The following is a 20,770-nucleotide window of genomic DNA, read 5'->3' as shown; positions in this document are numbered from 1 at the left end:
TGACCGCTATGACAGAACAACAAACGATTTATCAGGAAGTCTCTGCGCTTCTTATTACGCTGTTTGAAGTCGCTCCGGAGGATATTACCCCTGAGGCACGGCTTTACGAGGATCTGGATCTCGACAGCATTGATGCCGTCGATATGGTAGTGCACCTGCAAAAGAAGACGGGCCATAAAATCAATCCCGAAACCTTCAAAGCGGTGCGCACGGTGCAGGACGTCGTGGACGTTGTGGAACAGCTTCAGCGCGACGCGTAACGTGCGTTCGATTCCAGTTCTTCCCGCCCTGACGGGGCTGATGCTGCTGGCATGGCCGTTTTTGATCGGCTTCGGGCTGGCGAATAATAGCCTGCACGGGATACTGCCCGTGATGGCGCTGGTGCTGCTGTTACGCGTCTGCCAGGCCCGTCGGCAGGGCGGTCCCCTGCGTTATCTTTTCGTGAGCGTGGCGCTGGCTGGCATAGCGCTTTGCGCGGCGAGCTACGTCCTGCACGCGCACCAGTGGGTGCTGTTTTATCCGGTGGTGGTGAATCTGGTGATGCTGGTGGTGTTTGGTGGTTCGCTGTGGACGGCAATGCCTGTCGTTGAACGGCTGGCGCGCCTGCGTGAACCGGACCTCTCCCCCGTCGGGGTACGTTACACGCGCCGGGTTACCCAGGTCTGGTGCGGCTTTTTTATTATTAACGGGGCGATCGCGCTGTTTACCGTATTACACGCCGATATCCGTCTGTGGACGCTGTGGAACGGAATGATAGCCTATCTCCTGATGGGCACGCTGATGGCCGGCGAGTGGCTGGTGCGACAACGGGTGATGAAAAACGATGCTTAACCCTCTCCCGCTTAGCCAGTGGCTCAGTGCGCCCCGCCCTGACGACACCCCTGTCGCCTGGCAGGACAACCATCTCTGGACGCTTGGCGATCTGCGCCACGACGTCACTCAGTTGGTCGACACGCTGCGTGATGAAGAAGGCGAGCGCTGGGCGCTGTGCATCGAAAACGGCTATCTGTTTATTGTCGCGCTGCTGGCGACGCTGCATGCGGGTAAAACGCCGGTCCTCCCCGGGCACAGCCGGGCGGCACAGCTTAACGAACAGCGGGCGCTGTTCAGCGGCGTCCTGAGCGACACCACGCTCGATTTTCAGGGGCGACAGCTGCGGGTTGCTTCCGCTCAGCGGGCAGGCCATCCCTTTTCACCGCTGCCTGCCATCGATGAGATGCGCACGATCGAGCTTTACACCTCCGGCTCGACCGGCACGCCGCAGCGGGTGAGTAAGCCGGTGGTCAGCCTGGATCGTGAGGCTCGTCTGCTGGCGGAACATTTTGGCGATCGTCTGGCAGGCTGTCACGTCGTCGCTTCCGTGGTGCTGCACCACCTGTATGGCCTGACGTTTCGTGTCGTCTTACCCATGGCGCTCGGCCTGCCGCTGCACGCCAGCCTGCTCAACTATGCCGAGCAGCTCTCTGCCCTTCCCGACAATAAACGCTATCTTTTCATCAGCAGTCCGGCGTTTCTCAAGCGGCTGGACGCGTCGCTGACGCCGCCCCCCGTCAACCTGCTCTTCTCCGCTGGCGGCGCGCTGCCCTGGCAGGAGGTCGCCGCGGTTCAGGCCTGGCTCAACGTCTGGCCGGATGAAATATACGGCAGCACGGAAACAGGCGTAATGGCCTGGCGCTACCGTCAGGAGGAAAGCATCCGCTGGCAGCCTTTCCCCGGCGTGACGTTTCACGGCGATCGCGTGACGTCGCCGCTGATCCCCGAGGCGGAGGGGGTCCTGCTGGATGATATCCTGCACTTCACGGCTGACGGGCAGTTCAGCCTCGTCGGGCGCCGCGGTCGGGTGGTCAAAATTGAAGATAAGCGCATTTCGCTCGATGACATTGAGCGCCGCCTGCTGGCGCTGGACGGCATCCGCGAAGCCGCCGCGCTGACGGTGACGCGCGGCGGGCGCCAGGGTATTGGCGTATTGCTGGTGCTGAATGAAGCGGTGCGTCAGCAACACGAACAGAGCAAAAAAGCGCAGGAGCTCGCCTGGCGTCGCGCCCTTCGCCCCTGGCTTGAACCGGTTGCCGTGCCGCGCTACTGGCGGATCGTTGATGAAATTCCGGTCAACAGCATGAACAAGCGCGTAACTGCGCAGCTACAGGAGTTGTTTCATGAAAATCCCTGAAATCGAACGCCGCGAGCCTGGCCCCGGGTATCTGGAGATAACCCTTTATCTTGATCCTGACCTGCTCTGGTTTAAGGGACATTTCGCCGTACAGCCGCTGCTGCCGGGCGTAGCCCAGCTCGACCGGGTGATGCATTACGCCGCCGCGCTGGCGCCGGGCTACCGTTTTCACAGTATTCAGAACGTAAAGTTCGCCGCCCCGCTGTTACCGGAGAACACGGTCACGCTGCTCCTTGCCTGGCAGCCCGAACGCCAGATGCTGACCTTTAGCTACCAGCGCCATGCGGGTAACGAGCGTCACACCGCCAGCAGCGGGAAGATTCGCTTATGTCAGTAACCTTCCGTCCCTGCGTGCTGATCCCGTGCTACAACCACGGGGCGATGATGGCTTCGGTGCTGGCGCGCCTGGCGCCTTTCGATCTGCCCTGTCTGGTGGTGGACGACGGCAGTGATGAAACCACGCGCCGCACGCTTGAAGCGCTGGCGGCGGATCGTCCGCAGGTCACGCTGCTGCGCCTCGCCGAAAACAGCGGCAAAGGCGCGGCGGTGATGCAGGGGCTGAAAGCCTGTGCCGATCGCGGCTTCACCCACGCCGTTCAGGTGGACGCTGACGGCCAGCACGCTATTGAAGACATCCCCAAACTGCTGGCGCTGGCCGAACGCCATCCCGATGCGCTCATTTCCGGTCAGCCCGTTTATGATGACTCGATCCCCCGTTCGCGCCTGTACGGGCGCTGGATAACACACGTCTGGGTCTGGATTGAAACCCTCTCCCTGCAACTAAAAGACAGCATGTGCGGGTTTCGCGTTTACCCGATAGCGCCGGTAATGCGCCTGGCGGCGGGCACGCCGCTTGGCAGGCGGATGGATTTTGATACTGAAGTGATGGTGCGCCTCTACTGGCAGGGCAACACCAGCTATTTTCTGCCCACCCGCGTGACCTATCCGCCGGACGGGGTATCCCATTTCGATGCCCTGAAAGACAACGTGCGCATCTCGTTGATGCATACCCGTCTGTTTCTCGGCATGCTGCCGCGCATTCCTTCCCTGCTGATGCGTCGCCGCTCGCAGCACTGGGCGCAGCAGCAGGAGGTGAAAGGATTATGGGGCATGCGCCTGATGCTGCGCGTCTGGCAGTTGCTGGGGCGAAAGGCGTTTACCATCCTGCTGTGGCCGGTTACGGCCGTCTACTGGCTGACCGCCCGCGCTGCGCGTCAGGCGTCGCAGCAGTGGCTGACGCGGGTTAAAACGGTGATGGCACAGCGGCAAATGCCGCAACCCGCACGGCTTAACAGTTTTTCCCACTTCCTGCGCTTCGGTCATGCCATGCTGAACAAAGTGGCCAGCTGGCGCGGCGAAATGAAGCTTCATCGCGATCTGGTCTTTGCGCCAGGCGCGCAGGAGGCGCTGGGTCTTGACGATCCTCAGGGCAAACTGCTGCTCGCGTCGCATCTTGGCGATGTGGAAGCCTGCCGGGCGCTGGCCCAGCGCGAAGGGGCGAAAACCATCAACGCGCTGGTCTTTAGCGACAATGCTCAGCGTTTTAAACAGGTGATGGAGGAGATGGCGCCGCAGGCGGGCATTCACCTGATGCCGGTCACCGACATTGGCCCGGAGACCGCCATCCTCATTAAAGAGAAGCTGGATCGCGGCGAATGGGTGGCGATCGTGGGCGATCGCATCGCCGTCACCCCGCAGCGCGGCGGCAGCTGGCGGGTGATATGGAGCGAATTTATGGGCCAGCCCGCGCCGTTCCCGCAGGGGCCGTTTATTCTGGCGTCCCTATTGCGCTGCCCGGTGGTGCTGATTTTTGCCCTCTGCCAGCAGGGAAAGCTGACCCTGCACTGCGAGCCGTTTGCCGACCCGCTGCTGCTGCCGCGCGGCGAACGCCAGCAGGCGCTACAGCAGACCGTCGATCGCTATGCGCAGCGGCTGGAGCATTACGCGCTCTTGTCGCCGCTCGACTGGTTTAATTTTTTCGATTTCTGGCAGCTGCCAGAGGTCAACGAGAAGGAGTAAAGGGTGCTGACCGATCCCCGCTTTACGGCTGAAGTTGAAATCACCGTTCCGTTCCACGACGTCGATATGATGGGCGTGGTGTGGCACGGCAACTATTTCCGCTATTTTGAGATTGCCCGCGAAGCGCTGCTCAACCAGTTTGATTACGGCTATCGCCAGATGAAAGCGTCCGGCTACGTCTGGCCGGTGGTGGATACCCGGGTGAAATACCGCGACGCGGTGACCTTCGAGCAACGCATTCGCGTCCGCGCCCACATTGAAGAGGTTGAAAACCGTCTGCGCATCGCCTATCAAATCTTCGACGCGCAAACCGGGAAACGCACCACCACCGGCTACACCATTCAGGTGGCCGTGGAGGAAGCAAGCCGGGAGATGTGCTTTGTCAGCCCGGCCATTCTGTTCGAACGCATGGGGATCGCGCCATGAAGTGGATAACGCTACTCGCGCTGCTGGTAAGCCCGCTGGTGAACGCGGTCACGCTGGATGAACTGCAACAGCGGTTTGCGGAGCAACCGGTGGTGCGCGCACACTTCGAACAGACCCGCACGATCAAGGACATGCCTCAGCCCCTGCGCTCGCAGGGGGAGATGCTGATCGCCCGTGACAATGGCCTGCTGTGGGATCAAAAAGCGCCGTTCCCGATGACGCTGCTGCTGGATGACAAACGGATGGTGCAAATCGTCAACGGTCAGCCGCCGCAGACCATTACCGCCGACACTAACCCGCAGATGTTCCAGTTCAACCATCTGCTGCGGGCGCTGTTCCAGGCCGACCGCAAGGTGCTGGAAGAGAACTTCCGCATCGATTTCAAAGACCTGGGCGAAGGCCGCTGGTCGCTGGTGCTGACGCCCGTTACCACGCCGCTGGACAAGATTTTCTCCACCCTTGATTTGAAGGGCGCGATCTATCTGGAATCCATTCGCCTGAACGATAAGCAGGGCGACACGACGGATATCGCCCTCTCCCGCCACCAACTGACGCCCGCCCGCCTGACCGATGCAGAACGCCAGCGCTTTGCCGCACCGTAACGCTCTGCGCCCGGCGCTGCTGTGGGCCGCGGTATGCCTGATCCTGCTGGGCGTGCTGCTGTCGCTGCTGCCCGGCGCGCGGCTGAACAGCAGCGTGCTCGCCATGCTGCCGAAACAGACGCTCGGCGCGATCCCTCCCGCCCTCAACGACGGATTTATGCAGCGCCTCGACCGCCAGCTCATCTGGCTGGTCAGCCCTGGTAAACAGCCGGACCCGCGCGTGGCGCAGCAGTGGTTAACCCTGCTGCAACGCAGCCAGGCGCTGAGTGTCGTAAAAGGTCCGCTGGATGCCGCCGGGCAACAGGCCTGGGGAGATTTCTTCTGGCAGCACCGCAATGGCCTGGTCGATCCGGCCACCCGCGCCCGCCTGCAAAACGGCGGTGAAGCGCAGGCTCAGTGGATCCTGTCCCAGCTCTACTCCGCCTTTTCCGGCGTGAGCGGCAAGGAGCTGCAAAACGATCCGCTGATGCTGATGCGCGGCGCGCAGCTCGCGCTGGCGAAGAACAGCCAGAAGATGCAGCTGATGGACGGCTGGCTGGTGACAAAAGATGCGGCCGGGAACTACTGGTATCTGCTGCACGGCGAGCTGGCGGGCTCGTCGTTTGACATGCAGCAAACCCACCAGCTGGTGACCACCCTCAACGCGTTGCAGCAGACGCTGAAAAGCCAGTATCCACAGGCGCAGCTGCTCTCGCGCGGGACGGTGTTCTACAGCGATTACGCCAGCCAGCAGGCTAAAAAAGATATTTCCACGCTCGGCGTCGCCACGGTGCTCGGGGTGATCCTGCTGATTGTGTCGGTGTTTCGCTCCGTGCGTCCGCTGCTGCTGAGCCTGCTCTCCATTGCCATCGGCGCGCTGGCGGGGACGGTCGTGACGCTCCTGCTGTTCGGTGAGCTGCACCTGATGACGCTGGTGATGAGCATGAGCATCATCGGCATCTCGGCGGACTATACGATTTACTACCTCACGGAGCGGATGGTGCACGGCGCGGAACACTCACCCTGGCAAAGCCTGGCAAAAGTGCGTAACGCGCTGCTGCTGGCGCTGCTGACTACCGTCGTGGCGTATCTCTTCATGATGCTGGCCCCCTTCCCCGGCATTCGTCAGATGGCGGTGTTCGCCGCCGCAGGGCTGAGCGCCTCGTGCCTGACGGTAATTTTCTGGCACCCGTGGTTGTGCCGTGGCATGCCGGTTCGCCCGATCCCCCTGAGAGGGATGATGCAGCGCTGGCTGAACGCCTGGCGCGACAGCAAAGCCCTCTCCGTCGGGCTGCCGGTAGCACTGGCGCTGCTCTCCGCCATCGGGATCGCCAGCCTGCGGGTGGATGACGATATCGCCCGGCTTCAGGCGCTGCCGCAGGACATTCTGGCGCAGGAAAAAACCATCACCGCCCTGACCGGGCAAAATGTCGATCAGAAGTGGTTCGTGGTGTATGGCGCGTCGGCTCAGGAAACGCTGGAGCGGCTGGAGGCGTTTGCCCCGGCGCTGGCGCTGGCGCAAAAAGCCGGAGAATTAACCCGCTGGCGCACCCTGCCGCTGAACTCGCTGGCGCGGCAGAACAGCGATCTGCAACTTCTGCGTAACGCCGCGCCGACGGTGACGAAAATGCTGCAAAGCACGGGGCTGAATGCCGTCGCCCCGAATCTGAACGCCATGCCTGTCAGCGTGGAGGCGTGGCTCGCCAGCCCGGCCAGCGAGGGCTGGCGTTTGCTGTGGCTGACGCTGCCGAACGGCAAAAGCGGTGTGCTGGTCCCGGTCGATGGCGTCAGAAACAGCGCTGCGCTCGGTGAGCTGGCCGCCCGCCATCCCGGAGTCGTCTGGGTTGACCGTAAGGCCAGCTTCGACAGCCTGTTTGCACTCTACCGCGCGCTGCTGACGGGGCTGCTGGGCGTGGCGCTGGCGGTGATAGCCTGCGGCGCGGTGGTGCGCCTCGGCTGGCGAAAAGGGCTGGTGGCGCTGGTGCCGTCCGTGCTGTCGCTGGGCGGCGGGCTGGCGGCGCTGGCCGTGACGGGCCATCCGGTGAACCTGTTTTCCCTGCTGGCGCTGGTGCTGGTCCTCGGCATTGGCATCAACTACACGCTGTTTTTCAGCAACCCGCGCGGCACGCCGCTGACCTCCATGCTGGCGATTACCCTCGCCATGATGACCACCCTACTGACGCTGGGGATGCTGGTGTTCAGCACCACTCAGGCCATCAGCAGCTTTGGCATTGTGCTGGTGAGCGGTATCTTCACCGCGTTCCTGCTCGCCCCGCTGGCGATGCCGACTAACAAAGAGAACTTACCATGACCCGTTTCATTCGCCTGGCGGTAGTGATGATGGCCCTGTTGCTGGCGGGGTGTAGTCATACGACGAACCGCGATGACGCGCGCCCTCAGGCCTGGCTCCAGCCCGGCACCCGCGTCACGCTGCCACCGCCGGGCATCACGCCTGCCATCCGCGCGCAGCAGTTGCTTACCGGCAGTTTTAAAGGCCAGACCCAGTCGCTGCTGGTGATGCTGAACGCCGATGGCGATAAAGTGACGCTTGCCGGCCTCTCCTCCGTCGGGATCCGCCTGTTCCTCGCCACCTACGACGACACCGGGATCCACACCGAGCAGTCGGTTGTGATGCCGCAGCTGCCGCCCGCCAGCCAGGTGCTGGCCGACGTGATGCTCAGCCACTGGCCGCTCAGCGCCTGGCAGCCGCAGTTGCCGAAAGGCTGGACGCTGAACGATACTGACACCAGACGCGAACTGCGCAACCCCGATGGCAAACTGGTCACGGAAATTGCCTACCTGAACCGTAACGGCAGGCGCGAACCGATTAGCATTGTGCAGCACGCTTTTCACTACCACATCACCATTCAATATCTGGGTGACTGAGATGATTTACCTTTCTGCCGTTGGCATGGTCAACGCGCTCGGCAACTCGGCTGATGAAATAGCGGCAAACCTGAACGCTGGCGTGGCCCCCGGGATGCGCCAGCGTGCGGGCTGGCTACAGGGCTTACCCGAGGCCGTGCTGGGCGGGGTGGAGGGTGATCTTCCCCCTGTTCCCGGGTCTTTTTCTGCGCATCGAAGTCGCAACAACCAGCTGCTGCTGGCGGCGCTGGCGCAAATCCGGCCCGCCGTCGATGCGGCCATTGCGCGCGTGGGGCGCGACCGCGTGGCGGTGGTGCTGGGCACCAGCACCTCCGGACTGGACGAGGGTGATGAGTACGTGCGCCGCGCGCAGAACGGCGAGCGCAGCCCGCAGTGGCAATATCCGCAGCAGGAGCTGGGCGATCCGTCGCGCTTTCTCGCCAGCTGGCTTGCGCTGGACGGCCCGGCGTATACCATCTCGACCGCCTGCTCCTCCAGCGCACGGGCGATCATCAGCGGTCGACGCCTGATCGACGCCGGTCTGGTGGACGTCGCCATCGTCGGCGGAGCCGACAGCCTGAGCCGAATGCCGGTCAACGGCTTCAACAGCCTGGAATCCTTCTCCCCGACCCTGTGCGAACCGTTTGGCCGCAACCGTCGGGGGATCACCATTGGCGAAGCGGCAGCACTGATGGTACTGACCCGCGAGCCGGGCGAGATTGCACTGCTGGGCGCGGGGGAATCCAGCGATGCGTACCATATTTCCGCCCCACATCCGCAGGGCGAAGGGGCGATCCGCGCCATCACCCAGGCGCTGAACGAGGCGGGCATGACGGCGGCGGACGTCGGTTATATCAACCTGCACGGCACCGCCACGCCGCTGAACGATCGCATTGAGGCGCAGGTGATCCACGATCTCTTTGGCGACCGCGTGCCGTGCAGCTCCACGAAACATCTTACCGGCCACACGCTGGGCGCCGCGGGGATCACCGAGGCCGCCCTGAGCTGGTTGATCCTGACCCGAGACCTGCCGCTGCCGCCGCAGGATTTTTCCCGCTACGCGCCGGACGACACCCTGCCCGCCTTCGGCCTACTGCACCAGAGCGCACCGCTGAATAAACCAGTGATCCTGTCAAACTCCTTCGCGTTTGGCGGCAACAACGCCAGCCTTCTGCTGGGGAGAGTATGATGCACTACTTACCTCCCGGGGATTATCTTCCTCACGACACGCCGATGCTGCTGCTTGAGAGCGTGGAAAGCGTCACCGATGACCGCGCCGTTTGCAGCGTGACGGTGAACGAACGGGGCGTTCTGGCGCCGTTTCTGGACGCAGGCGGCAACCTGCCCGGCTGGTTTGCGCTGGAGCTGATGGCTCAGACCGTGGGCGTCTGGTCTGAATGGCACCGGATGCAAAAAGGGCTGCCGCACTGTGCGCTGGGTATGGTGCTGGGCGCGCGCGAGCTGGTGTGCGACGCAGGGCATTTTGCCGCAGGCTGCACGCTGACCATCACCATCGAACGTCTGATGCAGGATGAGCGCTTTGGCAGCTTCGAGTGCACCATTCATGCGGACAATGTCTCCCTCGCCACGGGCCGCGTGAATACCTTCCAGCCGAGCGAGGAAGAATTAACCACACTTTTCAACCAGGGAACACCATCATGAGATCCGTACTGGTCACCGGCGCCAGCAAAGGCATTGGCCGCGCTATCGCCCTTCAGCTTGCGGCGGACGGTTTCACCGTCGGCGTGCATTACCATCGTGATGAAGCGGGCGCGCAGGAGACGCTGGAAGCGATTGTCCAGGCAGGCGGCGCGGGCCGTTTACTCACCTTTGACGTGGGCAACCGCGAGCAGTGCCGTACGGTGCTGGAACAGGCGATCGCTGACCACGGCGCGTGGTATGGCGTGGTCAGTAACGCCGGTATTACCCGCGACGGCGCATTTCCGGCGCTCAGCGACGATGACTGGGACAGCGTGATCCACACCAATCTCGACAGTTTTTATAACGTCATTCATCCCTGCATTATGCCGATGATCGGCACCCGCAAGGGCGGGCGGATCATCACCCTGTCGTCGGTGTCAGGCATTATGGGCAACCGTGGGCAGGTGAACTACAGCGCGGCGAAAGCCGGGATCATCGGCGCCACCAAAGCGCTCGCCACCGAGCTGGCAAAACGCAAAATCACCGTCAACTGCATCGCGCCGGGGCTGATTGATACCGGTATGATCGAGATGGATGAAGCCGCGCTGAACGCGGCGATGTCGATGATCCCGATGCAGCGTATGGGCCAGGCCGAGGAAGTGGCCGGGCTGGCGAGCTACCTGATGTCGGATAAAGCAGGCTATGTGACGCGACAGGTGATATCGATCAACGGAGGCATGCTATGACCCGCCGGGTAGTGATTACGGGCATGGGCGGCATCACCGCATTCGGCGAGGACTGGCCGACCATCTCGCGCCGTCTGCGCGAGTATGAAAATGCGGTACGTACCATGACGGAGTGGCAGGCGTATGACGGCCTGCAAACCCTGCTCGCCGCGCCGATTGAAGATTTCACTCTGCCCGCTCACTATACCCGTAAGCGCATTCGCGCCATGGGCCGCGTGTCGCTGCTCTCAACCCGCGCCACCGAGCTGGCGCTGGAGCAGGCGGGCCTGATCGACGACGCGGTGCTGACCAACGGTCAGACCGGCATCGCCTACGGCTCGTCGACGGGCAGCACCGGACCGGTCAGCGAGTTTGCCTCCATGCTCACCGAAAAGCACACCCACAACATCACCGGCACCACCTACGTGCAGATGATGCCGCACACCACGGCGGTGAATACCGGACTGTTCTTTGGCCTGCGCGGACGGGTGATCCCCACCTCAAGCGCCTGTACCTCTGGCAGCCAGGCGATTGGCTACGCCTGGGAAGCGATTCGTCACGGCTACCAGACCGTGATGGTGGCAGGCGGCGCGGAAGAGCTGTGCCCGTCGGAAGCGGCGGTTTTCGATACCCTGTTTGCCACCAGCCAGCGTAACGACGCGCCCAAAACCACGCCGTCGCCGTTTGACGTTCAGCGCGATGGCCTGGTGATTGGCGAAGGGGCGGGCACGCTGGTGCTGGAAGCGCTGGATCACGCCAGAGCACGCGGGGCGACAATCTATGGCGAGATCGTGGGCTTTGCCACCAACTGCGATGCGGCGCACATCACCCAGCCCCAGCGTGAAACCATGCAGGTGTGTATGGAGCAGTCGCTGGCGATGGCGGGCCTTAGCCCTCAGGACATTGGCTACATTTCTGCCCACGGCACGGCAACCGATCGCGGGGATATCGCCGAGAGTCAGGCGACCGCCGCTATTTTCGGCGACAGCGTGCCCATTTCATCCTTAAAGAGCTATTTCGGCCATACCCTGGGTGCCTGCGGCGCGCTGGAAGCCTTGCTGAGTCTGCATATGATGCGGGAGGGCTGGTTCACGCCGACGCTCAATTTAAGACAACCGGATGAGCAATGCGGCGCTTTAGATTATATTATGGGGGAAACCCGCCCGATTGATTGCGAATTTATTCAGAGCAATAACTTTGCCTTTGGCGGCATTAATACCTCGATAATCATTAAACGCTGGGCGTAACTATGTACCAGTTTGTACTGGGAAAGATCTCCACCCTTAGCGCGGACCCGCTGGCGTCAACGCTCGCAGACATGGCACCTCAGGGTGCGCGATACGCTTCCTGGCTTGCAGGCCGGACGCTGCTCGCCAGAACTTTATCCCCCTCACCGCTTCCCGAGATAATCTACGGCGAGCAGGGAAAACCGGCCTTCGCTAACGGCCATCCGCTGTGGTTTAACCTGAGCCACAGCGGGGACGACATTGCCATGCTGATAAGCGATGAAGGCGAGGTTGGCTGCGATATCGAAGTGATCCGCCCGCGGGAAAACTGGCAGGCGCTGGCGAATGCCGTTTTCAGCCTCACCGAGCATGACGAGCTGGAGCGTGAAGCGCCGGAAGAACAGCTTTCCGCATTCTGGCGCATCTGGACGCGCAAAGAGGCGATCGTCAAACAGCGTGGCGGCAGCGCGTGGCAGATTGTCAGCATTGACAGCACCGCCCAGTCGCTCCCGGTCAGCCAGCTGCGCTTCGGCTCGCTGAGCCTGGCGGTCTGTACTCCTACGCCTTTCACCTTAACGGCGGAATCGGTGACTTACTCCGGTATTTCTGCAGCATAAAAAACGGCCATTCCGGTTAAAACCGAAATGGCCGATGCGCATTTAACGCGTTGCTAAGCTTATTTTAAATTATCAGGAAAGTTTTTTGGCAACTCGCTGGCAGCACACGCAATAACGCTATCGTCATTCGCACCGCAGTCGCGTACAAAAGTAATCGTCGCAAATTCATCAATCACTTCGGTTGGATACGCTGGCCCGGCATCACGGTAGCTGTTCATCAGCGGAATGTGATCGTTCTGGAAGCAGACGGTTTTTTCCGGATTATTCATGACCCAGCGTGGGAAGAAGATGGTGCCGTGGAACAGGCGGTCGCCCAGGTTCACAATCAGGCTCACGTCGGTACCGGTTGGCTCCGTCCAGGAAATTTTATAGATGCTTTCCCCAACGCGGACAATGTAGGCCTGCTGATCTTTCACCCAACGATTGCCCACCAGACCGCTGTGAATACGGTAGTCGAGCGTGTTCTCGTTTTTAACGTAAATTTCGTAGTTCCAGCCATTGTCGTAGGTATATACCAGATGTTTGCCGACGAAGCCGCTTAAATCATGTTTATCGAAGGTGCTCATAAGATGTCTCCTTTGTTTTGATGAGACGATCGTACCCCTTCAAAAAATGAATGAATAACGCTATGTTTGAATCAAATTCATCCAAAATTTAGATTAATCATGCACAAGACGACGCTCGAACAGTGGGCCTTGCTGGAAAGAGTCATCGAGGCTGGCAGCTTCGCTAAGGCGGCGGAAGAGACCCATCGCAGCCAGTCCTCGGTCAGCTATAACCTGTCGCTTTTGCAGGAGCGGCTGGGCGTAGCGCTCCTGATGACAGAGGGACGCCGTGCCGTGCTGACCCCGGCGGGTGAGCTGTTGCTGAACCAGGTTAAACCGCTGCTGAAAGCCTTCGCCTATGTTGAAACGCGCGCTGCGACCCTGCGCAGCGGGATGCGAACCCGTATCGACCTGATGGTAGACAGTATTTTTCCGCGCAGCCGGCTGTTCGCGATTTTGCGCCAGTTTCAGCAGCTGTACCCGCAAACGCAGGTGCGGCTTACCGAGGTGCTGGAAAACAGCCGCGCAGATGCGCTCAATGATGAGGCCGACGTGATGGTCTTAACCCGCCGCCAGGACATTACCGGCCTGGGCGAATGGCTGATGAATATCGATTTTGTTGCCGTCGCGCATCACGCGCACCCGCTGTTTGCGCTGGATACACCGCTTAACGACGAGATGCTTCGACCGTGGCCGCGCATTCAGATCGCAGACAGCCAGCCCACCGTTCGCCCCACCGGGGAGTCGTGGACATTCTCCACCATCGATGCCGCGATCGAAGCAGTGATGTATCAGGTTGGATATGGCTGGTTACCGGAAGAACGCATTCAGACCCCGCTCCAGCAGGGCATCCTCAAAATCCTGCCCCTCAGCCACGGCGTTCGACGCGCCACGCCGCTGCACCTCATCGTTAAACGCTCCCTCAGCCCGCTGGACGAGCAGGTTGAGACGCTGTTGCGCCTTTTTAAACAGGAGCCGTCATCGTCAACTGCTACGCTTTAAGTTTTGAACCATAAAACGACAAGGAGTGAACGATGAAAATCGATTTAACGGGGAAAGTAGCGCTGGTGACCGCGTCCACCGGCGGTATTGGGTTTGCCATCGCCCGCGGACTGGCGGAGAGCGGTGCGGAAGTGATCGTCAACGGGCGCAGCGTCGACTCGGTGAACAAAGGCATTCAGGCGCTCCAGCAGGTGGTGCCTGGCGTACAGGTCCGTGCCGCCATCGCCGACCTGAGCTCGCAGGAGGGCGTTGACGAACTGCTCAGGGTCGCCACGCACGTCGATATTCTGGTGAATAACGCCGGGATCTATGGCCAGCAGGATTTTTATTCCACCGACGACGAGACCTGGGAACGCTACTGGCAAACCAACGTGATGTCCGGCGTGCGCCTCTCCCGTGCCCTGCTGCCCGGTATGGTACAAAAAGGCTGGGGTCGGGTAGTGTTTATCTCGTCAGAATCGGCCTGCAATATTCCTGCGGATATGATCCACTATGGCGTGACAAAAACCGCCCAGCTCTCGCTGGCGCGCGGTCTGGCGAAGTTCGTGGCAGGCAGCGGCGTCACGGTGAACAGCGTGCTGCCGGGCCCGACAATGTCGGACGGTTTTGCCGCGATGATGAAAGACGAGATGGAGAGAACCGGCAAATCGCTGGAGCAGCTGGCGAAAGCGTTCGTGATGGAGAATCGCCCCAGCTCGGTTATTCAGCGCGCCGCAACGGTAGAAGAAGTGGCGAATATGGTGGTGTATGTCTGTTCCATGCAGGCCTCCGCGACTTCCGGCGCGGCGCTGCGCGTTGACGGTGGCGTGGTGGATGACATAGTTTGACCCGTCAGCCCACAGGTTCGAGAAAAAATGAGATCGGATAGAAGGACTGTGAAGGTAAAGCAGGTAAACTAGTGAACAGAATGTGTATTTCAGCTAAGACGTATTTATGACCAATATGATTGCCGACGAAGCCGTGGCGAAGTCCAGCGTGCTCTCTGTCTTTGACTTTGATGGTACGTTGACGCACCACGACAGTTTTATTCCGTTCCTGCGCTTTGCCTTTGGCAAGCGCTACTTTGCGGGTCGCCTGGTGCGCATGGCCCTGCCTACGCTGCACTGCGTGCGTCGCAAGCTGACGCGTGATGAGCTGAAAGAGGTGTTGATCAAAACCTTCCTGACGGGGGTGGATGAGCACTGGTTACGTCAGCAGGCAGAGGCCTTCTGTGAAAAATACTGGAACAAGCTGATGCGCCCGGAAGGGGTCATGGCTGTCGCCAACGAAGTTAATTCCGGTGCGGAAGTGACGATTTGCTCCGCCTCCCCGGCGCTGGTATTGCAGCCGTGGGCCGATAAGCTCGGCATTAAGCTGATTGGCACGCAACTGGAAGTGAAAGACGGCAAGCTGACCGGGCGGATCACCGGTAACAACTGCCGCTGCGCGCAGAAAGTGGCGAGGCTGGAAAAGGTGTATGGCGATCTGAACGCATATCACCTGCGCGCCTGGGGCGACACGCGTGGCGACCACGAGCTGCTGGCGGCGGCGCAGGATCCGCACTGGCGCCATTTCCATCATCCGCGCAAGCGCCGAAACTCACCAATTAAGGGTTAGGTGCGGCCCGGTGCCCTCACCCCGGCCCTCTCCCACAGGGAGAGGGAGAAAAGCGATACATCAGGCCTCACGTTTCCCCGGGAACATCACGCTCGCAATAATCCCCAGCGCCAGTACCCCCAGCACCACAAACAGGCTTGCCGTGGCACCGATGTTATAGCCGTGATGCCAGAAGTGATCGGTCGCATTCAGCCCCAGCTTGAACGCCACGAAGAACAGCAGTAACACTACCGCTTTCTCAAGATGCACCAGATACTGCTTCAGCGCTTCCAGCACGAAGTAGAGGGTACGCAGGCCGAGGATTGCGAACATCATGGCGCTGTAGATAATCAGCGGCTCGCGGCTGACGGCAATGATCGCGGGAACGGAGTCGAAGGCGAACATCACGTCGGACAGCTCTACCACCGCCACGCAGAGCAGCAGCGGCGTCGCGTAGCGCTTCGCCTTCTTCACGCGACCTACCATCACATCCTTGTTTTCAGGCTTCTCCAGCTCGGCGTCCACCTCTTTTTGGGTCAGGATAAACGCGTGGCTGCTGATTTTTGGCCAGACCGGATAGAAGCGTTTTACCAGGCGGTACGCCAGATGGTTGGAGTAATCCTCGACTTCATCACTCTCTTCATTGCGTTTCAGCATCATCACCGCGGTCCAGCCGACGACCAGCGCAAAAATCACCTCAACGTATGGCCCCAGGCTTAGCAGGCTGGTGCCGATGGCAACAAAAATACCGCGGAACACAATCGCCCCCAGCACGCCCCAGTAGAGCACGCGGTGACGATACTTATCCGGCACGCCGAACCAGGCGAAGATCGCCATCATCACAAACAGGTTGTCGACGGAGAGCACCTCTTCAAGTGCATAGCCGGTGAGGAACAGACTGGCCATCTCCGCGCCGTGGTGCACGTATAAGAAGCCAGCAAACGCCATCGCCATCATGACCCAGAAGATGGACCACAAGGCCGCGCTTTTCAGCGAGATCGGTTTATCGTGACGGTGCATGAAGAGGTCGATAAACATCGCCCCAACGGCCATCACCACAAAGACAACAACGGTTTCCGTCGGGAAACCGAGATGAGCAGCAGACATAGACAACCCTTTTAAGAAGACAAAACACAACACCATGCAGGCTGGCGTAAACCAGAAGTGAGAATGGGGGAGCGTGTTATTCGCCTATACCCCACAAAACCGCAGCTCTTTGGCTGCGCAAGGTGTGTACTTTACCTCACAACGGGGGGTGGCGCATCTGTCGTTTAGGCTCACGAGGTAAAGCCCGTTAACTGTGAGTCACGTCTTATTTACATCATTTAAACCTTCCATTAACTGGATAAAAAGAAGGCGCCGACGCTATAGTGGTTTTGTTTAATAAAACCGAGTTGTACCTGATAAAACCAAGAACAGACCCTGCGAGGAACACATGACAGAACATATTCGTAATGGCACTGCCGCCACTGAGGACATAGAAAGAGAGACTATGCGCAAGGTGATCTGGCGTATCCTCCCGTTTCTGATAGTCAGTTATCTGGTCTCCATTATCGATCGCGGCAATATCGGCATGGCTTCGCTACAGATGAATGAGGATCTCGGTCTCAGCAAAGCGGCGTTTGGCTTCGCCAGTAGCCTCTATTTCGTGGCGTATTTTCTGTTTGAAGTTCCAAGCAATCTGGCAATGCAGAAAGTTGGCGCACGTCTGTGGATCCCCCGCATTATGATCAGCTGGGGGGTGGTATCCATGTGTATGGCACTGGTACAAAACACGACGTCGCTTTATATCGTGCGTTTTCTGCTGGGTGCCGCGGAGGCGGGCTTCTTCCCCGGCGTCGTACTCTTTCTGACCTGGTGGATCCCTTCCCGCTACCGTGCGCGAATTATCGCGTCCTTTATGGTCGCGATCCCGCTGGCCAATTTTATTGGCTCGCCGCTGTCCGGGTTGATTCTGTCGCTGGATGGATGGCTGGGTCTGCGCGGCTGGCATCTGCTGTTTATCATTGAAGGTTTACCCGCCGTCCTGCTGGGTATTGCCGCCTGGTTTGTTCTTCGCGATCGTCCGCACCAGGCTAACTGGCTTAACGCGGAACAGAAAAAATGGCTGGAAACGACGCTTGAAACCGAGCGTCAACAGCAAAAAAATATCGGACACCAGACGACATGGCAGCTGCTCAGGCATCGTCAAATCTGGCTGCTGGCGCTGATTTACGCAGGCGCGTCATCAGCGGGCACCACCATCAGCGTCTGGTCACCGCAGCTGCTGAAATCGTTCCACCTGGATAATCTGGAGACGGGTCTGTTCAACGCCATTCCTTACGGTCTGGCATCCGTACTGATGATTGTGTGGGGACGCAGTTCGGACCGAACCAACGAACGCCGCTGGCATACCGCTCTGACCCTTTTCATTATTGCCGCAGGCGTATTTGCCGCCTTTGTCAGCGTCTCTCTTTCCGCCACCATTGTTATCCTGAGCATCATGCTGATAGGGGCGTATTCAATGAAGGGGCCTTTCTGGGCGCTGGCGTCAGGCTGGATGAGCAGCACGTCGGCGGCTGCGGGCCTGGCTGCAATTGGCGCCATCGCTAACCTTATCGGCGGTGCGGTGATGGTCAACGCTTACGGTATTATCAACGAACGGACGGGTAGCCACACGCTGGCCATGCTTCCTCTGGCGGCGTTATGCGTCACGGGGGGTATCGCGGTATTGGTGATGGGACGCCAGGCCAGCAATGCTCAGTTGCATGAAAAGCAGGTCACCCATTAGACATAACAAAAGCGGGACGCACGTCCCGCTTTATGCTTAGAGACTCTCTTCCGCAGTATCCTGCGTTTCCCCATAAAACTGCTGGCAAAAAGGCTTACTGGCCCCCATTTTCTGTGACAGGCGGCTGGCGGTGGCATGCATTAGCTGGCTGATCCCCTGTTCACGGCGATCTTCAGTCAGTCTGGAGATGGGCCCGGTCAACGCCAGCGCCGCAATCAGCTTGTCATTGACGCCGAAGACGGGCATTGCGAACGCCGCAGTATGCGGGTCACGGGCGCCTGCGGTATAGAGCGGAACAGCGGGCTCCCCCTCTGGCAGCGCGTCATTAAGGCCCCAGTGGCGAAGCACTTTACTGATGGCAGAATCGTCCAGCGGAAACTGAGTACCCGGCAGATTGCTGTGACGCAACCCGTGCGATGCTTCTGCCCGGAACAGGCACAGACGTTGCCCGCCTTCTAACACATACCAGCTGGCGCTCTCCTGAGAGGCCTGTGATAACGCCTGAAGCTCAGGCTGCACCACCCGGGAAAGATGGAAAGATTGTTCATAAAGTTTGCCAAGGTAAAGCAGACGTGGGCCAAGCGCATAATTGCCGTCATCATGCCTGACGACATAGTTCATTCGCTCAAGCGAATTCATTAACCGGTAAACCGTGGTTTTGTGATAACCCGATAGCTGCGCCAGCGCGGTCAGCGTCAGGCTCTCATCGCCGGGACGGAAGCAATCCAGTAAAGCCAGCGCCTTTTCGACCGCTACAACGCCTTCGTTACCCATCATCATCTCCTTTTCTGCTCGGCAGTGAGTGTACCTCAATTTTTGTGAGTCACTTCGTGTTTACATCACAAACGCCATCGCAGATCTGGCTAATGGGAAAGTAACACCGCTATAGTTGTTTTGTATTGTACACCTGCATTGTACACAGTAAAACAATATGGAGGCATATATGTCCGTTTCTGAAAAATCATTGATTAATCGTCAGGTCGAACGCGTATCGGCTGAACAGGTTCACCAGGCTGCAGAGTATCAGGCCGCCATTCTGGCGGATGTTGCCGGTCGCCGCGGTACACTCCATGGTCGTATCAAACCGCTCGCGCCTCACATGGCCGTTGCGGGCCCGGCAGTTACCGTGGAGGTGCGCCCGGGAGATAATCTGGCCATCCATGCCGCAATGGCCGTAGCACAGCCTGGCGATGTGTTGGTTGTTGACGGGAAAGGCGACCTGACCTGTGCGCTGCTCGGTGAGATTATGGCGACGCAGGCCCAGGCAAGCGGTATTGCGGGCATCATCATTGACGGGGCGGTACGTGATGCCGATACCCTGAGTAAAGGGCACTACCCCGTCTTCGCCGCCGGTCTTAACCCCTGTGGCCCGACAAAATCCATTCCTGGCCGGGTTAATCACCCCATCTCTATCGCTGGTGCAACGGTACGAGCCGGGGATCTGGTGGTCGCGGATATCGACGGCGTGGTGGTGATCCCGCGTGATGAAGTGCAGGCCGTTATCGCCATGGCCAAAGGGAAACTCGAAACAGAGACCCGACGTCTTGCTGCTATTCGTGAGGGCGATTTACGTCCACACTGGCTTAACGACGCGCTGCGTAAGGCAGGCATGTTATCTGACGGGGAGACGCTGTAATGGAAGACAAACGCGTTGTACTGGTCACGGGATGCGACCTGGCGGACCAGGCTGTCAACATGCTGCGAGACTTTGACGTGGTGTATGCCGGTCACCAGCCCACAGAAGATCAGCTGGTTACGCTGTGCGAACGGCACAATCCTGTGGCCATCCTGGTGCGTTACGGCAAAATAACCGCAAGGATCATGGATGCAGCCCCTGCATTACAGGTTATATCGAAACACGGAAGCGGCATTGACGTGATAGACCAGCCAGCGGCAGCGGCGCGTAATATCGCCGTTCGTTCCGCCCCCGGTGCCAATGCGGCAGCGGTTGCAGAACATACCTGGGCATTGATCCTTGCCTGTGCCAAATCCGTGGTCACCCTTGATAAACGCCTGCGCGACGGGCACTGGGATAAAGCCACGCACAAATCTATCGAGCTGGAAGGCATGACGCTGGGGCTTATCGGTCTGGGGGCGATTGGCTCGCGGGTTGCGCTGGTGGGGCAGGCATTCGGCATGCAGATTGTGGCGTATGATCCTTACGCTAAAACGATGCCTTCTGGTTGTGAACGGGCAAACACCTTACCCGACCTTTTATCCCGTGCCGATGTTATCTCATTGCATTGTCCGCTCACTGACGACAACAGAGGAATGATCAACGCAGACACGCTCGCGCACTGTAAACGTAACGCGATTCTGGTGAACACAGCGCGCGGCGGGTTAATTAACGATGAAGCCCTGTTACACGCGCTGAAGGATGGAACCTTGCACAGCGCAGCACTCGACAGCTTTAACAGCGAGCCACTGACCGCCCCGAACCTGTGGCAGACCGTCGATAACGTCATCATTTCGCCGCACATTGGCGGCGTCAGCGCAGCGTCATACATCAAGATGGGAACCGTGGCCGCCAGCAATATTCTGGACGTTGTACACCTGACTGACGTCGCCGTCAGCCCCTGAAATGCAATGATGAATGACCGCGCCCGCT

Annotated in this window: 23 protein-coding genes; 20 read left to right on the top strand and 3 right to left on the bottom strand. The window is 59.7% G+C overall.

Features of this window, described 5'->3' with window-relative positions:
* The first annotated feature begins 8 nt into the window (after positions 1-8).
* Genes ACOTXC_RS14725 through acpT form a run of 14 tightly spaced genes read left to right on the top strand, consistent with a single transcriptional unit; the run spans position 9 to position 12,270 of the window.
* Entirely contained in the window at positions 9-260 is a 252-nt protein-coding gene (locus tag ACOTXC_RS14725) for an acyl carrier protein (RefSeq protein ID WP_421767799.1), read from the top strand.
* Positions 232-831, top strand: coding sequence for a hypothetical protein (locus tag ACOTXC_RS14720; protein WP_045622193.1), 600 nt, complete (start codon positions 232-234; stop codon positions 829-831). Before ACOTXC_RS14725 ends, ACOTXC_RS14720 begins: the two co-directional genes overlap by 29 nt.
* A complete protein-coding gene (locus tag ACOTXC_RS14715; RefSeq protein ID WP_023307139.1) occupies positions 824-2,170 on the top strand; it encodes an AMP-binding protein in 1,347 nt (448 codons plus the stop codon). The genes ACOTXC_RS14720 and ACOTXC_RS14715 overlap by 8 nt, the downstream gene beginning before the upstream one ends.
* Complete coding sequence (locus ACOTXC_RS14710) at positions 2,157-2,507, top strand: (3R)-hydroxymyristoyl-ACP dehydratase (RefSeq protein ID WP_022649683.1); 351 nt, start codon at positions 2,157-2,159, stop codon at positions 2,505-2,507. Before ACOTXC_RS14715 ends, ACOTXC_RS14710 begins: the two co-directional genes overlap by 14 nt.
* A complete protein-coding gene (locus tag ACOTXC_RS14705) occupies positions 2,498-4,189 on the top strand; it encodes a glycosyltransferase family 2 protein (RefSeq protein ID WP_038416876.1) in 1,692 nt (563 codons plus the stop codon). Before ACOTXC_RS14710 ends, ACOTXC_RS14705 begins: the two co-directional genes overlap by 10 nt.
* Before the next feature lie 3 nt (positions 4,190-4,192).
* Positions 4,193-4,615: an acyl-CoA thioesterase gene (locus ACOTXC_RS14700; protein WP_006812302.1), complete on the top strand. Its 423-nt coding sequence runs from the start codon at positions 4,193-4,195 to the stop codon at positions 4,613-4,615.
* Complete coding sequence (locus ACOTXC_RS14695) at positions 4,612-5,217, top strand: outer membrane lipoprotein carrier protein LolA (protein ID WP_017384113.1); 606 nt, start codon at positions 4,612-4,614, stop codon at positions 5,215-5,217. Before ACOTXC_RS14700 ends, ACOTXC_RS14695 begins: the two co-directional genes overlap by 4 nt.
* Positions 5,186-7,507, top strand: a complete 2,322-nt coding sequence (locus ACOTXC_RS14690; protein WP_276170002.1) for an MMPL family transporter — start codon at positions 5,186-5,188, stop codon at positions 7,505-7,507. The genes ACOTXC_RS14695 and ACOTXC_RS14690 overlap by 32 nt, the downstream gene beginning before the upstream one ends.
* Positions 7,504-8,082 carry a DUF3261 domain-containing protein gene (locus tag ACOTXC_RS14685; RefSeq protein ID WP_421767798.1) on the top strand — a complete coding sequence of 193 codons (579 nt, stop codon included), beginning with the start codon at positions 7,504-7,506 and terminating at the stop codon, positions 8,080-8,082. Before ACOTXC_RS14690 ends, ACOTXC_RS14685 begins: the two co-directional genes overlap by 4 nt.
* 1 nt (position 8,083) lies before the next feature.
* Positions 8,084-9,250, top strand: coding sequence for a beta-ketoacyl-[acyl-carrier-protein] synthase family protein (locus ACOTXC_RS14680; RefSeq protein WP_046620697.1), 1,167 nt, complete (start codon positions 8,084-8,086; stop codon positions 9,248-9,250).
* Positions 9,250-9,723 carry a 3-hydroxy-fatty acyl-ACP dehydratase gene (locus ACOTXC_RS14675; RefSeq protein ID WP_271074511.1) on the top strand — a complete coding sequence of 158 codons (474 nt, stop codon included), beginning with the start codon at positions 9,250-9,252 and terminating at the stop codon, positions 9,721-9,723. The genes ACOTXC_RS14680 and ACOTXC_RS14675 overlap by 1 nt, the downstream gene beginning before the upstream one ends.
* Positions 9,717-10,448, top strand: a complete 732-nt coding sequence (locus tag ACOTXC_RS14670) for a 3-ketoacyl-ACP reductase FabG2 (protein ID WP_032626847.1) — start codon at positions 9,717-9,719, stop codon at positions 10,446-10,448. The genes ACOTXC_RS14675 and ACOTXC_RS14670 overlap by 7 nt, the downstream gene beginning before the upstream one ends.
* Positions 10,445-11,674 (top strand): beta-ketoacyl-ACP synthase, encoded by a 1,230-nt coding sequence (locus ACOTXC_RS14665; protein ID WP_023298820.1) that lies wholly within the window; start codon positions 10,445-10,447, stop codon positions 11,672-11,674. The genes ACOTXC_RS14670 and ACOTXC_RS14665 overlap by 4 nt, the downstream gene beginning before the upstream one ends.
* 2 nt (positions 11,675-11,676) lie before the next feature.
* Positions 11,677-12,270 carry a 4'-phosphopantetheinyl transferase AcpT gene (gene acpT, locus ACOTXC_RS14660; protein ID WP_022649693.1) on the top strand — a complete coding sequence of 198 codons (594 nt, stop codon included), beginning with the start codon at positions 11,677-11,679 and terminating at the stop codon, positions 12,268-12,270.
* Positions 12,271-12,329: 59 nt separating this feature from the next.
* Here the strand turns inward: acpT and ACOTXC_RS14655 are convergent, their stop codons facing one another.
* A complete protein-coding gene (locus ACOTXC_RS14655) occupies positions 12,330-12,836 on the bottom strand; it encodes a phenolic acid decarboxylase (RefSeq protein WP_022649694.1) in 507 nt (168 codons plus the stop codon).
* 99 nt (positions 12,837-12,935) lie between these two features.
* On the opposite strand from ACOTXC_RS14655, the gene ACOTXC_RS14650 reads away from it, so the two are divergent.
* The 3 genes from ACOTXC_RS14650 to ACOTXC_RS14640 all read left to right on the top strand — a co-directional run bounded on the left by ACOTXC_RS14650 (position 12,936) and on the right by ACOTXC_RS14640 (position 15,413).
* Positions 12,936-13,817 carry a LysR family transcriptional regulator gene (locus tag ACOTXC_RS14650; protein WP_023298821.1) on the top strand — a complete coding sequence of 294 codons (882 nt, stop codon included), beginning with the start codon at positions 12,936-12,938 and terminating at the stop codon, positions 13,815-13,817.
* 32 nt (positions 13,818-13,849) lie between these two features.
* Complete coding sequence (locus tag ACOTXC_RS14645) at positions 13,850-14,644, top strand: SDR family NAD(P)-dependent oxidoreductase (protein ID WP_022649696.1); 795 nt, start codon at positions 13,850-13,852, stop codon at positions 14,642-14,644.
* A gap of 106 nt (positions 14,645-14,750) precedes the next feature.
* A complete protein-coding gene (locus ACOTXC_RS14640; RefSeq protein ID WP_022649697.1) occupies positions 14,751-15,413 on the top strand; it encodes an HAD family hydrolase in 663 nt (220 codons plus the stop codon).
* A 60-nt stretch (positions 15,414-15,473) separates the two neighbouring features.
* Here the strand turns inward: ACOTXC_RS14640 and ACOTXC_RS14635 are convergent, their stop codons facing one another.
* On the bottom strand, positions 15,474-16,499 hold the full coding sequence (locus ACOTXC_RS14635) for a TerC/Alx family metal homeostasis membrane protein (protein ID WP_038416880.1): 1,026 nt from the start codon (positions 16,497-16,499) through the stop codon (positions 15,474-15,476).
* A gap of 328 nt (positions 16,500-16,827) precedes the next feature.
* Between ACOTXC_RS14635 and ACOTXC_RS14630 the strand changes: the two genes are divergently transcribed.
* Positions 16,828-18,162 (top strand): MFS transporter, encoded by a 1,335-nt coding sequence (locus ACOTXC_RS14630; RefSeq protein WP_022649699.1) that lies wholly within the window; start codon positions 16,828-16,830, stop codon positions 18,160-18,162.
* 36 nt (positions 18,163-18,198) lie between these two features.
* Here the strand turns inward: ACOTXC_RS14630 and ACOTXC_RS14625 are convergent, their stop codons facing one another.
* Positions 18,199-18,936: an IclR family transcriptional regulator gene (locus ACOTXC_RS14625; protein ID WP_032674096.1), complete on the bottom strand. Its 738-nt coding sequence runs from the start codon at positions 18,934-18,936 to the stop codon at positions 18,199-18,201.
* Between the two features lie 169 nt (positions 18,937-19,105).
* Here ACOTXC_RS14625 and ACOTXC_RS14620 point away from each other — a divergent pair, with 169 nt between their 5' ends.
* Positions 19,106-19,798, top strand: coding sequence for an RraA family protein (locus ACOTXC_RS14620; RefSeq protein WP_022649701.1), 693 nt, complete (start codon positions 19,106-19,108; stop codon positions 19,796-19,798).
* Positions 19,798-20,742 carry a hydroxyacid dehydrogenase gene (locus ACOTXC_RS14615; protein WP_063152543.1) on the top strand — a complete coding sequence of 315 codons (945 nt, stop codon included), beginning with the start codon at positions 19,798-19,800 and terminating at the stop codon, positions 20,740-20,742. The genes ACOTXC_RS14620 and ACOTXC_RS14615 overlap by 1 nt, the downstream gene beginning before the upstream one ends.
* Positions 20,743-20,770: the final 28 nt, after the last annotated feature.

It is taken from the genome of Enterobacter cloacae complex sp. IR5428, assembly GCF_049238585.1.
In the GTDB taxonomy this organism is placed as follows: Bacteria; Pseudomonadota; Gammaproteobacteria; order Enterobacterales; family Enterobacteriaceae; genus Enterobacter; species Enterobacter intestinihominis.
This window is presented reverse-complemented; position numbering and strand designations above follow the sequence as displayed.